Below are 12,871 nucleotides of genomic sequence, written 5' to 3'. Positions count from 1 at the left end.
TAAGGTATGAAAATCGCTTTTCAAAATTGCGTTTGGTATAATTATGGACAATCTATGAGGGCTAAAAGGGGTTTTGATATGAGATCAAAAGTAGTAAAAGTAATTCTACTCATTACAATTGCATCTTTCTGTTTATTTGCATATGGCTTTGTTTCAGGTGTAAATGATGTATTAAATCCGAAAGCTTCAAATTTAGTTAAAAAGACCGATGTAGTGGCAAAAGAGAAAAAGAAAACGGGAACATTACAAATCGTTAGTTTAGGTGATTCATTAACACGAGGTGTTGGTGATAAAGAAGGAATTGGTTATGTTGGACGGATGAAAGAAGATTTACAAAAAGATTATAAGCAAAAGGTTGCTTTAACTAACTTAGCGGTTAGTGGTGCGAAAATGCCTGACTTATTAAAACAAATTGAGAGTAGTGGCGCTCAATATTCAATTAAGCAAGCAGATGTAATCGTTTTAACGATTGGAGGAAATGATTTATTTCCAGGTTGGGACTCGCTTGGAAAGATAGATTTAGAAACATACCGTCCTGATACAGAAACATTCCAAAATGAAGCGAAGAAAATTATAGAAGAAATTCGTAAATTAAATACAGATAGCCCTATTTTTTGGCTAGGTTTATATAATCCTTTTGAAGATGTAGAAGATTTAAAGGGGGCTTCAACCATTGTTGTAGACTGGAATGCATCTTTAGAAAAATTAGCGGTAAATAATAAAAATGTGTATATTACGCCGACATTTGATTTATTCCAAAACCGTGGGAAAGATTTATTATACTCCGATCATTTTCATCCGAATGAAGTAGGGTATACATATATGGCGGACCGATTAGTTCAAAATGTAGCAAGTAAATTAAAACTAGAACAAGGAGGGATAAAATGACGACGATACTTTCCGTACGAGACTTGAAGAAGGTAATTGGAAAGAAGACTCTTGTAGAGAATATTTCCTTTGATGTAAAGCAAGGAGAAGTGTTCGGGTTCTTAGGACCAAATGGTGCTGGAAAGACGACTACCATTCGAATGTTAGTCGGATTGATTAAGGCGACAGAAGGTACGATTTCTATCGGTCGTTATTCGATTAAGGAAAATTTTAGAGAAGCGATGCGTCAAATTGGGAGTATCGTTGAAAACCCAGAGTTGTATACATATTTAACGGGATGGGAAAATTTAAAGCAATTTGCTCGTATGTTAGGTGATATATCAGATGAACGTATTATTGAAATTGCTGAAATGGTTCATTTAGATGAAAGAATTCATGACAAGGTAAAAACGTACTCACTTGGTATGAAACAACGACTTGGAATTGCGCAGGCGCTCCTTGGGAATCCAAAATTGCTCATATTAGATGAGCCAACGAATGGTTTAGATCCAGCAGGGATTAGAGAACTTAGGGAATTTATACATAAGCTTGTAAAAGAAGAAAATATGAGCGTGTTTATTTCAAGTCATTTGCTAAGTGAAGTGCAAATGATATGCGATCGCGTTGCTATTATTCATAAAGGAAAGATGATAACAGTTGCCAAGGTTGAAGAATTAATTAAAACAGCAAGTGACCGCGTAGAATGGATTGTTACGCCGATTGGGAAGGCAAAAGATATGCTAGAAGATGCTGAGGAAGTAAGAGAAGTGAGTATAGAAGGTGATCGATTACTATGCCGCATGAATATCGCATCTATAAGTAATTGGAATAAACATTTTGTAGAAAACGGGATAGATGTACATAGTGTTAAGGAACTTGTATTTACGCTAGAAGATTTATTTATTGAACTCACAAGGGGTGAGCAGCATGCGTGAATTTGCGAATCTAGTTTTAAACGAATCGGAGAAGATTTATCGTAAGAAGCGTATTTTTGTTGTTATGCTTATTTTAGCAATCTTGATCCCGCTTTTCGTGTATGCGCAGTATCGTGAAATAGAAACGACACAAAAAAGGCTCGGTACAACGGATTGGAAGGTTTCATTGCAACAACAAATTGTCGATTCTCAAAACCGCTTAAACAACTCTAGATTACCAGAAGAATGGCGTGATTGGTTAAAGGTAAGAGTGGAGCAACAACAATATTATTTAGATCATGATATTAATCCGATGGCACCGGGTGCACCGACTTTTGTAAGGGCGTTTATTGAGCAAGGAATTACATTGTTTATCCCGCTTCTCGTAATGATTGTCGCTATTGATATTGTTTCAGGGGAACGAAGTGATGGAACGATGAAGATGTTACTTACGCGGCCTATCCGGCGCTGGAAAATACTTCTTAGTAAATACGTAACGATGTTATTTTTCATTTCACTCATACTGCTCCTTGTAGGTGTATTTGCTTACATATTATCAGGGCTTGTATTTGGGTACTCGGGATGGAATTTACCTGTTTTAACAGGATTCGTCATTGATAAGGAGACGTTAAATACGAACTTTGTGCACCTTATTCCGCAGTGGCAATACATCTTAATGGCGTATGGACTAGCCTGGTTTGTTGCTATCGTTGTCGGAACTATATCATTTATGGTCTCTGTTTTAATTCGTAATACACCAGCTGGTATGGGCGTTATGCTAGCTGCATTAATTGCAGGCGGTATTTTAAGCTCGTTCGCAACATCTTGGGAAGGTGCGAAATATATTTTTAGTGTGAATTTATCATTAACAGATTATCTATCAGGAAAACTACCTGCATTACAAGGTTTATCGATGGAGTTTTCTTTAATGAATTTAACGGTTTGGGCAGTTGTTTCCCTTATCATTTCATTTGTAGTATTTACAAAACAGGATATGGTGAATTAATTAGACGGGAAGTGAAAGCATGGAAAATGTTTTAAAAAATGATTGGGGGCCATTATTGGCACCAGAATTTGAGAAAGAATATTATCGTAAGCTAGCTGATTTTTTGAAAGAAGAGTACAGTACACATGTTGTTTACCCAAAGAAAGAAGATATTTTTAACGCTCTAGAGTATACAAGTTATGAAAATACAAAGGTCGTTATTTTAGGACAAGATCCATATCATGGACCGAATCAAGCGCATGGTTTAAGCTTTTCTGTGCAACCCGGTATTAAAACGCCACCGTCGTTGTTAAATATGTATAAAGAACTTCGAGATGAATATGGGTATGATATTCCAAATAACGGTTATTTAGTAAAGTGGGCAGAGCAAGGCGTTTTATTATTAAATACTGTATTAACAGTTCGACAAGGTGAAGCAAATTCTCATAAGGGAAAAGGATGGGAGCATTTCACAGATCGCGTAATTGAGCTATTAAATGAACGTGAAAAGCCAGTTATTTTCATATTGTGGGGACGCCATGCACAGGCGAAGAAAAAATTAATTACAAATACGAAGCACCACATTATCGAATCTGTACATCCAAGCCCACTATCAGCAAGACGTGGTTTCTTCGGAAGTAAGCCATACTCTAAAGTAAATACGATTTTAGCTAATATGGGCGAGAGGGAAATTGATTGGGAAATTCCAAATTTGTAAATAAAAAAGGTAGTTAACAGTCGTTAACTACCTTTTCATTATTGTTGCTCGTTCTTTAATTTTGCATCTAGTACAAACGTGCCAAATGGGATAACTGATGAAACGAATGCCCCAAGTGCCCATAAAATTGATTTACGGTGTACGATGGTTACTTGAATTACTGCGAAGATAAATAAAATAAATAAAACACCGTGAGCCATGCCTGTAATTTTAACAGCTGTTGCAAATCCTGCGAAATATTTCAATGGCATTGCTACAAATAATAGTAATAGGAAAGAAATACCCTCAACTAGTCCAATTGCTCTTAATCGTCCGATTGGTGTAGATAACATAAAGCAACCTCCTTTAACGTATGCTTGTATATAGTAAATTTGTATTCTTTTTCAAAATAAAATAGTCTATTTTGTTTCATTATATACAAAAAGAAAGTTTACACTACGAGAATAGTGCAAAGTTCAAAATATAGTCACAAAAGCATGAGAATTTAAATAAAAACCTATTTGAAGTATTTGACTTCAAATAGGTTTTATGAGTGAAAATATTAAACAAGCGCTTCTCGTTTTAGTACGAACTTCTCTACAACTTTTGCAACGCCATCGTTCATATTTGTATCTGTTACGTAGTTTGCAATTTCTTTAATATCATCAGGTGCATTGCCCATTGCAACACCAAGACCAGCAAATTCGATCATCGCTTGGTCGTTATAGCTATCGCCCATTGCGATAACTTCTTCGCGCTTAATGCCAAGTTTTTGGATTAATTGGTTTAAGCTCGTTCCTTTTGTAACACCGGCTTCAGTAAATTCTAAGAAGAATGGTTTAGAACGCATAACGCTTAATTGTCCTTCTAGTTGTTTTTGTAATTTCTTTTCTACTTCAACAAGGCGTTCAGCTTCTTTGTTCATTAATACTTTTACTACAGGCTCTTTAACAGCAGCTTTAAAGTCATCTACTACAACAATTGGCATACCAGTAATATCGCCCTCAATTTCAGTATAAGGATTATTTTCTTCTGTTACGATATCATCGCCCATATAAGTATGAATCCATACATCTTCAGTTTTACTAATTTCAAATAGGTTGTGAACGATTTCAGGAGATAGCGTACTACTAAAGATTTCTTCGTTTGTTTTACAGTTAATAATTTTTGCGCCATTAAAAGATAGAATGAAACTGCCGTATTCTTCTAAACGAAGTTCTTTCGCTACATTGCGCATACCAAACGTTGGGCGCCCAGAAGCAAGTACAACTTTTACACCTTGTTCTTGTGCAGTCATTAGTGCCTCTTTCGTACGAGGTGAAATAGTATGGTCATCACGTAATAAAGTATCATCTAAATCTAAAACAATCATTTTATAAGTCATATTGAAAATTCCTCTCTTTGTTGAAATAGAAATAAAGTTTTATGAAGATATTGGGGAATATATAGTAAGACATCGAACTTCTTTATGTGAAATTAGGAGAAGTTCTATATTGATAGTATAAATTACCATGAACGTGTTGCCCATGATAATTTATACCGCTAATGCCTAATTAGTTTTCACTTTACCATTATCGTAACAACTCTAAAGATAGAGTGCAATAATGGAAGTTTTCCAATTTACGATACTTGTTTTGTTGTCGAACGAGAAAATAGTATTTCTAGTAAGATTGCCATTACAGCCCCAAGAACGAGACCATTACTTAGGAATGAAGCTAGAAATGGTGGAAGCGTGGAATATGCTCCTGCTGGAACGAACATAACCCCAATTCCTGTGAAGATTGACAGACCTGCTACTTTAAATAATCGTTCTTTATCCTGTACCGTTTCGTATTCTCGAAAGGCGAGACCGATCATGCTTGCAAATACAGGATAAATGGCAGCATAACCAACTGCAACTGGGATTGCCGCAAAGAATGAAGTGATCTTTGGGAATATACTAACGACAATAATAAAGCTTGACCCTAATATAAATGGGAGGCGTTTATAAATATTAGTCGTTGCAATAAAACCTGCTGATCCAGAAATAGCGACAGGTCCGATAGCCGAAAACAGGCCGCCTAGTAATTGATTGATTCCTGTTATAATACCGGCCTGTTTAAAACGATCTGATGCGGCATTTTCTTCATATTTAGAGACAACCTTTTGTACAACGCGAATACTTGCTAACATATTTGTTAGAAGTAAGAGTGTAACGAAAATGACCGTAATTACCATGTTCCATTCAACACGAGGCATTCCGAAAACAAATAAGGATGGAAAACGGATTATATCTGTCACTGGTGTTATTGGATTAGATAATCCGAAGCATGCGAATAATATCCAGCCACAGACGATACTGAAAAGAACAGAATATTGTCCGATAATAGGTAGCTTCATGATGAAAAAGGATAGTAAAATAACAATGAGTGAAAGAATAAATACGTTAGGTTGTACTTCTGTATGTTTTCCATCCAGGCCGAACATTCCTTTTAAGAAGGAACCACTAAGTTGTGCAACAAGAAGAAATAAGTACGTTCCAATGACTGTCGGTGTAAAATAGCGAACGAGTTTATCGATAAGTCCAAAAACGCTAAGAATAATACAAATGATACCGCTTAATAAGAAAGCATATTGAAGAACTTTAAGTGTCTCATTGTTTGATCCAAATAATACGACACCTAAACTTGCATATAGGGAGAAAATTCCCCACCAAAGGCCAGCAGGACCTTCTTGAATAGGAAGTTTATGCCCAAATATAGCTTGCAGTAGACCAGCAAAGCCTAGAACAAATAATGTTCTTTGTACGAATGCGATAGCTTCAGCGCCATCAAGACCATAACTAGTTGCGACGCTAATTGGTACAATAAGACTCCCAGCTAAAATAAATAGTGCCCATTGTAAGGCGGAAAGAAATGTTTTCATTATATCAACCTCTTTCATAGATTCCGTATCTAGTATATATGTATTTCATTTCCACTGGCAAAGATTGTAGATAGAGAAAAGAGTTGAAACATGATATGAATGCACGTAAGCAATTATGGATAGCAGTTATATGTATGACTTTTGTTGTAATTTTAGGAACGCTAGGATTTATGACGATTGAAGAGATTAGTTTGTTTCAAGCATTTTGGATGACGATGATTACTGTATTAACTGTTGGATACGGAGATGCCATTCCTGTAACACAGGCAGGAAAAGTTTTTGCGCTCCTTATCATACCGATTGGAGTCGGTATCGTTACGTATGCAATCGGTGTAGTGGCAGCTATGATTATTGAAGGGAACCTATTTCATGCAGTACGGAGGAAGAAGATGGATAAACAAATAGCACAGTTACAAAATCATATTATCGTATGTGGTTGCGGTAGAGTAGGGCTTCAAGTTGTACATGAATTGCAAGAAAAGAAAATTCCATTTGTCGTCGTGGATAAGGATGAAAGCATATTAGAGAAGGAAAAGCTTTTATATGTACATGGAGATGCAACAGAAGACCAAGTGTTACATCATGCTGGGATTTCAAAGGCAGCTGGTTTAGTTGCTATCGTAGCAAATGACGCTGAAAATGTATTTATTACGTTAACTGCAAGAGGATTAAACGATGCAATTAAAATTGTGGCAAGAGCAGAAAAACCAGAAACCGAAGACAAATTAAAGAGGGCTGGTGCAAATAAGGTGATTAATCCATCTAGTATGGCAGGGATTCATATTGCAAAAGGTATTGCGAATCCGCTAACAGTTCATTATATTGATACAGTACTGTATGGCGTGGAGCAGTCATTTGTAATTGAAGAAATTGCAGTCGGTGAGGGCTCTATTTTAGCTAATAAATCATTATTAGAGAGTGATGTTAGAAATCAATTTGATGTAACAATTTTAGCGATTTTGAGAAATGGGAATGTTATACATAATCCAACGGGGCAGGAAAAGTTGCAAGAACATGATATGATAATAGTATTTGGTTCAGTAGAGAAGCTGGGACAATTTGAGAACGAACTACAAAGTATGAGGTGATAAGGGATGCAAATATCAAGCGATAAGATTTTAAATAAAATGGCGAATGAAATTGCAAAGGCAAAAAGTAGTGAAGGACAAAAATCAAAAGAACATGTATTAGTTGTGCGTGCTTTATGTGATTTATTATTAGATGAGCAAGTTGAATCTTCTACGTATAGAGAGCCACAAGTTCAATCACAAATAATTGGATCAAAACCAATCACGATGCAACCAATTGTACCGGTTTCTAATGAGCCAGTATATATAAAAGAAAGTGATGCAAACGGTAATTCTTTATTTGATTTTTAGAGGATAAATCGTTTGGCTTATATGAAAAAATTGCTTATGATAAAAGTAAAAAAGGGGAATTAAGATGAAAATTTTCTTTTTACTAGGTTGTATTGCAGCGGGGCTATCTGTTGCGTTAGGGGCCTTCGGAGCACACGGTTTAGAAAATAAAGTTTCTGCAAAAATGTTAGAGGTTTGGAAAACAGGTGTTACATATCAAATGTTTCATGCAGGTGGACTATTTGTAGTTGCTTTATTGATGGATAAAATTCAATCATCACTTTTAACTACTGCTGGCTGGCTTATGGTAGCCGGGATTATTATGTTTTCAGGTAGTTTGTATGCATTAAGTACGACGGGTATTAAGTTCTTTGGCCCAATTACACCTCTTGGTGGTGTGGCGTTTATTGTGGCATGGATCTTAGTCGGAACTGCAGTTGTAAAAGGATTATAAAAACAAAAGCTGGCATATGCCAGCTTTTTTTTATGGTCTTGGAGCATAAGTAGCTTGTTGACTAGGTAAATACGTAATTTCTTCTGGGAATTCCACATAATCTAAGTAAATCATTAGTAGTAAATAACGTTTCCCTGATTGTGGCTCACTAATTACAATATGATCACGACCAGCAGCTTCGATAATACCCGTGTACGATTGTGTACCAAGTGAGCTGCCACGTTCATAAGTCATTACAACTGTGGCTTGCTTGCCTTTGTTCAAGCGGAGAATATTTTCAATATATGACTGTTCTAGAGGTAACATACCTTGAGAAACAGCATATTGAGCTTGCGCAGCTTGTTGTTGCTGTTGCTGTGGGGTCATTTGTTGCGGTTGTACATAAGTTCCAGATGGTTGATAGAAACCTGTTCCGTAATACGGATTTTGTTGCTGTGCCATTTAAAAATCCCTCCTTGTTTTCATTCCTTAATATATGCTAGGGCAATCCCCAGCATTTGGCTGGAAGAAGCAGTGCTTCTTGAAGCGACCAGAGTTTTGCTGGTTATACCAAGTTGGTGGACATGCACCTTCAGGCCTAAAAAACCATAAGGCAAAGTTGGCAGGCCAGAAACGTTGTCCTTGAATCGTTCGCCTTGCTAAGGCGATATCTTGCTCCCTTGCTCGTTGATAAAAATATCCTTTTTGCGTTGCCTCAAAACCACCAGGGTTTTGATACACCATTTGACGTAAATTACGTATTTTTTTAAAATCTAAACAATTTCCGCGGACACGATTTACCCCAACATTTCCGACCATTAACATCCCCTGTTGTCCTTCTCCTTCAGCTTCAGCACGCATCAATCTAGCTAATAACTTAACATCTTCTTCGTTATAAGCAATAACACCCATTATGTGTCACCTCTCTTTTTGGAATACCTTTTGGAAAGAGGTTTATCTCTAGATGAAGTGTGTAACAATTACTAGTTCATACGTATGAGAAAAAGGACTCAGATATGACAACCAAACGAAGTTTTACATTGAGAGGGGAATATAAAAAAAGCTAGCGTGAGCTAGCTTTTCATCATTAAAATACTTTAGACCATAAGTTTGAGAAGAAATCTCCAATAGAGCGCATTGATAACACAAACCAGTTTGCTTTTTCAACTTCTTCTGTCGTTTTTGCGGTAACTTTCATACTTTTACTACCGTCTAAGAAACCATATTTATCAGTTGATTCTAAAGTAATCGATCCTACTTTGGCACCTTTCTTAATAGGAGCAACTAAATGACCATCTTCAGCAAGAGATTTATCAACTTCAGTTCCAATTTTATAAGGATCTTTGCTACCTTTTTTCGCAATTACGGTTATTTCTTTTTCCGGTGCAACAGTGACTTGGTCTTCTTTCCCTTGTACTACAGAGAGTGTATTGTTTTTATCGACCTTTAGTTTTTGTTTTTCGAAGTTATTAAACCCGTATTCGATTAACTCACGAGATTCTGTAAAGCGCTCGTCCATTGATTTTGTTTTAATAATAACCGAAATAAGACGTACATCACCACGTTTAGCAGTAATAGTAAATCCGTACCCAGCTGTATCAGAACTTCCGGTTTTTAAACCATCAGTACCTTCATAAGCGAAAGCAGCTCCTGGTAACATCCAGTTCCAGTTTTCCATACGAATTGGTTTCGGATGATTATCTGGGAAGTTTCTAAATCTTTGTTTTGTATCCTCTAGCATTTCTGGATACTTTGTAATCATTGCTTTTGAAAGTATACCCATATCGCGAGCTGACATAGAGTTTTCTGCATTTGGATCAGTACCCTCAGGATGTTTTCCTTTTAAGTCAGCGTTATTTAAACCAGTAGCGTTTACAAATTTATATTTCTTTAACCCTAGTTTTTTTGCATGTTCATTTGCAAGATTTAAGAAGTTTTTCTCACTTCCTGCAAGAAGTTCTGCTAAGGCAATACTAGATCCGTTTGCAGAGAAGATAACGATAGAATGATATAGTTCTCTTACAGTATATTGACGTCCTTTCTCGAACGGCACGTTAGAGAATTCATTATTACGTGAAACTTCATAAGCGTAATCGGAAATATTTACCTTTGTATCCCAAGTGATTTTTCCTTCTTTAATTGCTTCTAACACGGCATAAACAACAATTAATTTTGACATACTAGCGATAGCTAGTAATTCATCTGGATTTTGTTCATGCAGTATTTTTCCTGTATCTGCATCAAATAGAAGTGCAGCAGCTGCCTCAATGTGTATTTTTTCTTCCGCATGGGATGTTGTTACTCCTAAGGAAGAAATTGACAATAGAAACGCTAGTAAAATAGACAAGATTTTCTTCATATACATTATCACCTTCGCATCGTTATTAGCATATAGCTCGTACCATTTTAGCATAAATTTGGATATAGAAAGGTTACAATTTTGTAAGGTATTTAAAAGGGGTTTGTCGATTTTTGTTCAAATTTGCGGAAAAAAGAAGTTTTTTGAGGAGAAATATAGAGGGGAATAAAAAAAGGAACGAATTTCGTTCCTTTTTCACGATTTACCCCGCATTAACGGGCAGTAAGATCCCCACCTCAAAATTAAGCAAAAGCAAGGAAGTTAGGTAGGCGATCAACTGCCCGTAAAAGCCCGATTGGTTCAACTAATAATCAGTGGGAATGAACAAAATCCCCACTGATTAAAGTTTCACTTTATATGTGTAAAAATTTCTCTACCTTTTCGTCTGGTAAAATGTTTCCGACGAAAAATGTTCCGAATTCACCATAACGAGCACTTACTTCATCGAAGCGCATTTCATATATAAGCTTTTTAAATTGAAGAACATCGTCAGCGAATAATGTTACGCCCCACTCAAAATCGTCGAATCCAACAGATCCTGAAATAACTTGGCGTACTTTACCTGCATACTGGCGACCAATTTTACTATGACTGTACATCATTTTCTTACGTTCCTCCATCGGAAGCATGTACCAGTTGTCATCACCTTGGCGACGCTTGTCCATTGGATAGAAGCAAATATGATTTGCTTTCGGTAACTCAGGATATAAGCGAGCTAAGATTTGTGGATTTTGGTATGGATCTTCATCAGCTGGAAGGTAGTTGCTTAGTTCAACAACAGATACGTAAGAGTATGCAGGAACCATATATTCAGCTAAAGTTGTTTTATTCAATTCTGTCTCAATTTCATTTAACTCTTCCATTGTTGGACGTAAAATCATAAGCATAATATCAGCTTTTTGGCCAACAACTGTATACATTGCGTGACTGCCCTTTTTTGCAGCAGCTACGTCGTTCCATTTTTCAACGACATTTAAAAATTCAGACACAGCTTGTCCGCGTTCGTCGCTAGATAATGTTTTCCATGCAGCCCAATCAATAGAACGTAAATCATGTAAACAATACCAGCCATCTAACGTTGTTGTTGCTTCACTCATTCTATTCACCTCAGTTAATGATAGTTTTACACGTTAACTATAGCATATATAGTTTTAAAATCATCTATATAAAACCTTGGCGCATAAAATTGTCACATTTAAGTGTTTAAGCAAGGTGAATTTAACGGCTGAATTTTATGAAAATATAATCATTTTTATTTTATCTATTTTTTGGGAGCTATAAGTTTAAAATATAGAGGAAAAGAAGTATTCTTAAAGATAGAGTTTTTTAACATATGTAGGAGGGTTTATTCGTGAGCAACTTATTTACAACAGTAAAAGAAAAAGTTCAAGGAAAAGGCATTTCTATCGTACTTCCTGAAGGAACTGATGAAAGAATTTTAGGCGCTGCAGAGCGTTTAGCAAAAGAAGAGTTAGTAAAACCAATCTTAGTTGGTAATAAAGAAGAAATTAGCGCAAAAGCTGCTAGCATGAATTTAACATTAGCAGGCGTTGATATTTACGATCCAGCTACATACGAAGAAATGGATGCAATGGTAGCATCTTTCGTTGAACGCCGTAAAGGTAAAGCAACTGAAGAAGACGCTCGCAAAATCCTTAAAGACGAAAACTACTTCGGTACAATGCTTGTATACATGGGCAAAGCACACGGTTTAGTAAGTGGTGCAGCTCACTCTACAGCTGATACAGTTCGTCCAGCACTTCAAATCATTAAAACAAAACCAGGCGTTACAAAAACTTCTGGCGTATTCATCATGGTACGTGAAGAAGAGAAATATGTATTCGCTGATTGTGCAATTAACATTGCACCAAATAGCCAAGATTTAGCTGAAATTGGTATCGAAAGTGCGAAAACTGCTGAACTATTCGGCATTGATCCACGCGTTGCTATGTTAAGCTTCTCTACAAAAGGTTCTGCGAAATCTCCAGAAACAGAAAAAGTTGTAGAAGCAACTCGCATTGCAAAAGAAATGGCTCCAGAATTAGCTCTAGATGGAGAATTCCAATTCGATGCTGCATTCGTACCATCTGTAGCTGAGAAAAAAGCTCCAGGTTCTACAATTAAAGGTGATGCTAACGTATTCGTATTCCCAAGCTTAGAAGCTGGTAATATCGGCTACAAAATCGCTCAACGTTTAGGTAACTTCGAAGCAGTAGGACCAATCTTACAAGGTTTAAACATGCCTGTAAACGACCTATCTCGTGGATGTAACGAAGAAGAAGTGTACAAGTTAGCTTTAATTACAGCAGCTCAAGCGCTTTAATTCTATAACGAATTGAAATAAAGACCGTCGC

General features: G+C 36.5%; 15 protein-coding genes. 8 read left to right on the top strand and 7 right to left on the bottom strand.

Going from position 1 to position 12,871, the window contains the following annotated elements:
• Positions 1-6 precede the first annotated feature (6 nt).
• The 4 genes from MR070_RS20380 to MR070_RS20365 are packed head-to-tail and all read left to right on the top strand — an operon-like array spanning position 7 to position 3,484.
• Positions 7-888, top strand: a complete 882-nt coding sequence (locus MR070_RS20380; RefSeq protein WP_242261921.1) for an SGNH/GDSL hydrolase family protein — start codon at positions 7-9, stop codon at positions 886-888.
• Positions 885-1,802 carry an ABC transporter ATP-binding protein gene (locus tag MR070_RS20375; protein WP_242261920.1) on the top strand — a complete coding sequence of 306 codons (918 nt, stop codon included), beginning with the start codon at positions 885-887 and terminating at the stop codon, positions 1,800-1,802. The genes MR070_RS20380 and MR070_RS20375 overlap by 4 nt, the downstream gene beginning before the upstream one ends.
• On the top strand, positions 1,795-2,787 hold the full coding sequence (locus tag MR070_RS20370) for an ABC transporter permease subunit (protein ID WP_001206492.1): 993 nt from the start codon (positions 1,795-1,797) through the stop codon (positions 2,785-2,787). Before MR070_RS20375 ends, MR070_RS20370 begins: the two co-directional genes overlap by 8 nt.
• Positions 2,788-2,806: 19 nt before the next feature.
• A complete protein-coding gene (locus tag MR070_RS20365; protein ID WP_000432535.1) occupies positions 2,807-3,484 on the top strand; it encodes a uracil-DNA glycosylase in 678 nt (225 codons plus the stop codon).
• Between the two features lie 38 nt (positions 3,485-3,522).
• Here the strand turns inward: MR070_RS20365 and MR070_RS20360 are convergent, their stop codons facing one another.
• The 3 genes from MR070_RS20360 to MR070_RS20350 form a co-directional block, all read right to left on the bottom strand.
• Positions 3,523-3,816 (bottom strand): DUF3817 domain-containing protein, encoded by a 294-nt coding sequence (locus tag MR070_RS20360; RefSeq protein WP_000953396.1) that lies wholly within the window; start codon positions 3,814-3,816, stop codon positions 3,523-3,525.
• 209 nt (positions 3,817-4,025) lie between these two features.
• Entirely contained in the window at positions 4,026-4,847 is an 822-nt protein-coding gene (locus tag MR070_RS20355) for a Cof-type HAD-IIB family hydrolase (protein WP_000221385.1), read from the bottom strand.
• Between the two features lie 236 nt (positions 4,848-5,083).
• On the bottom strand, positions 5,084-6,367 hold the full coding sequence (locus MR070_RS20350; RefSeq protein ID WP_000847024.1) for a purine/pyrimidine permease: 1,284 nt from the start codon (positions 6,365-6,367) through the stop codon (positions 5,084-5,086).
• Positions 6,368-6,462: 95 nt separating this feature from the next.
• Here MR070_RS20350 and MR070_RS20345 point away from each other — a divergent pair, with 95 nt between their 5' ends.
• From MR070_RS20345 to MR070_RS20335, 3 genes are all read left to right on the top strand, one after another.
• Positions 6,463-7,455 carry a potassium channel family protein gene (locus MR070_RS20345; protein ID WP_242261944.1) on the top strand — a complete coding sequence of 331 codons (993 nt, stop codon included), beginning with the start codon at positions 6,463-6,465 and terminating at the stop codon, positions 7,453-7,455.
• Positions 7,456-7,461: 6 nt separating this feature from the next.
• Positions 7,462-7,746 (top strand): YwdI family protein, encoded by a 285-nt coding sequence (locus MR070_RS20340; protein ID WP_242261919.1) that lies wholly within the window; start codon positions 7,462-7,464, stop codon positions 7,744-7,746.
• A 64-nt stretch (positions 7,747-7,810) separates the two neighbouring features.
• Positions 7,811-8,179: a DUF423 domain-containing protein gene (locus MR070_RS20335; protein ID WP_000688322.1), complete on the top strand. Its 369-nt coding sequence runs from the start codon at positions 7,811-7,813 to the stop codon at positions 8,177-8,179.
• A gap of 30 nt (positions 8,180-8,209) precedes the next feature.
• Here MR070_RS20335 and gerQ read toward each other — a convergent pair whose 3' ends face one another.
• From gerQ to hemQ, 4 genes are all read right to left on the bottom strand, one after another.
• Positions 8,210-8,620 carry a spore coat protein GerQ gene (gene gerQ, locus MR070_RS20330; protein ID WP_242261918.1) on the bottom strand — a complete coding sequence of 137 codons (411 nt, stop codon included), beginning with the start codon at positions 8,618-8,620 and terminating at the stop codon, positions 8,210-8,212.
• Between the two features lie 27 nt (positions 8,621-8,647).
• Entirely contained in the window at positions 8,648-9,070 is a 423-nt protein-coding gene (gene cwlJ, locus MR070_RS20325; protein WP_000538156.1) for a cell wall hydrolase CwlJ, read from the bottom strand.
• A gap of 175 nt (positions 9,071-9,245) precedes the next feature.
• Positions 9,246-10,523: a serine hydrolase gene (locus tag MR070_RS20320; RefSeq protein ID WP_197225600.1), complete on the bottom strand. Its 1,278-nt coding sequence runs from the start codon at positions 10,521-10,523 to the stop codon at positions 9,246-9,248.
• 347 nt (positions 10,524-10,870) lie between these two features.
• A complete protein-coding gene (gene hemQ / locus MR070_RS20315) occupies positions 10,871-11,614 on the bottom strand; it encodes a hydrogen peroxide-dependent heme synthase (RefSeq protein WP_001287585.1) in 744 nt (247 codons plus the stop codon).
• 254 nt (positions 11,615-11,868) lie between these two features.
• Here hemQ and pta point away from each other — a divergent pair, with 254 nt between their 5' ends.
• On the top strand, positions 11,869-12,840 hold the full coding sequence (gene pta, locus MR070_RS20310) for a phosphate acetyltransferase (protein WP_000067214.1): 972 nt from the start codon (positions 11,869-11,871) through the stop codon (positions 12,838-12,840).
• Positions 12,841-12,871 lie beyond the last annotated feature (31 nt).

The sequence above is a fragment of the Bacillus cereus group sp. BfR-BA-01453 genome, from assembly GCF_022662915.1.
GTDB lineage: Bacteria > Bacillota > Bacilli > Bacillales > Bacillaceae_G > Bacillus_A > Bacillus_A paranthracis.
The sequence above is the reverse complement of the archived record's forward strand: the minus strand, read 5'-3'. Positions and strand labels throughout refer to the sequence as shown.

What these genes read in the sequence shown, in the direction of transcription:
- MR070_RS20380 (WP_242261921.1), top strand. Translation starts at nt 7, where the DNA reads ATGAAAATCGCTTTTCAAAATTGCGTTTGGTATAATTATGGACAATCT.
- MR070_RS20375 (WP_242261920.1), top strand. Translation starts at nt 885, where the DNA reads ATGACGACGATACTTTCCGTACGAGACTTGAAGAAGGTAATTGGAAAG.
- MR070_RS20370 (WP_001206492.1), top strand. Translation starts at nt 1,795, where the DNA reads ATGCGTGAATTTGCGAATCTAGTTTTAAACGAATCGGAGAAGATTTAT.
- MR070_RS20365 (WP_000432535.1), top strand. Translation starts at nt 2,807, where the DNA reads ATGGAAAATGTTTTAAAAAATGATTGGGGGCCATTATTGGCACCAGAA.
- MR070_RS20360 (WP_000953396.1), bottom strand. Translation starts at nt 3,816, where the DNA reads ATGTTATCTACACCAATCGGACGATTAAGAGCAATTGGACTAGTTGAG.
- MR070_RS20355 (WP_000221385.1), bottom strand. Translation starts at nt 4,847, where the DNA reads ATGACTTATAAAATGATTGTTTTAGATTTAGATGATACTTTATTACGT.
- MR070_RS20350 (WP_000847024.1), bottom strand. Translation starts at nt 6,367, where the DNA reads ATGAAAACATTTCTTTCCGCCTTACAATGGGCACTATTTATTTTAGCT.
- MR070_RS20345 (WP_242261944.1), top strand. Translation starts at nt 6,463, where the DNA reads ATGAATGCACGTAAGCAATTATGGATAGCAGTTATATGTATGACTTTT.
- MR070_RS20340 (WP_242261919.1), top strand. Translation starts at nt 7,462, where the DNA reads ATGCAAATATCAAGCGATAAGATTTTAAATAAAATGGCGAATGAAATT.
- MR070_RS20335 (WP_000688322.1), top strand. Translation starts at nt 7,811, where the DNA reads ATGAAAATTTTCTTTTTACTAGGTTGTATTGCAGCGGGGCTATCTGTT.
- gerQ (WP_242261918.1), bottom strand. Translation starts at nt 8,620, where the DNA reads ATGGCACAGCAACAAAATCCGTATTACGGAACAGGTTTCTATCAACCA.
- cwlJ (WP_000538156.1), bottom strand. Translation starts at nt 9,070, where the DNA reads ATGGGTGTTATTGCTTATAACGAAGAAGATGTTAAGTTATTAGCTAGA.
- MR070_RS20320 (WP_197225600.1), bottom strand. Translation starts at nt 10,523, where the DNA reads ATGTATATGAAGAAAATCTTGTCTATTTTACTAGCGTTTCTATTGTCA.
- hemQ (WP_001287585.1), bottom strand. Translation starts at nt 11,614, where the DNA reads ATGAGTGAAGCAACAACAACGTTAGATGGCTGGTATTGTTTACATGAT.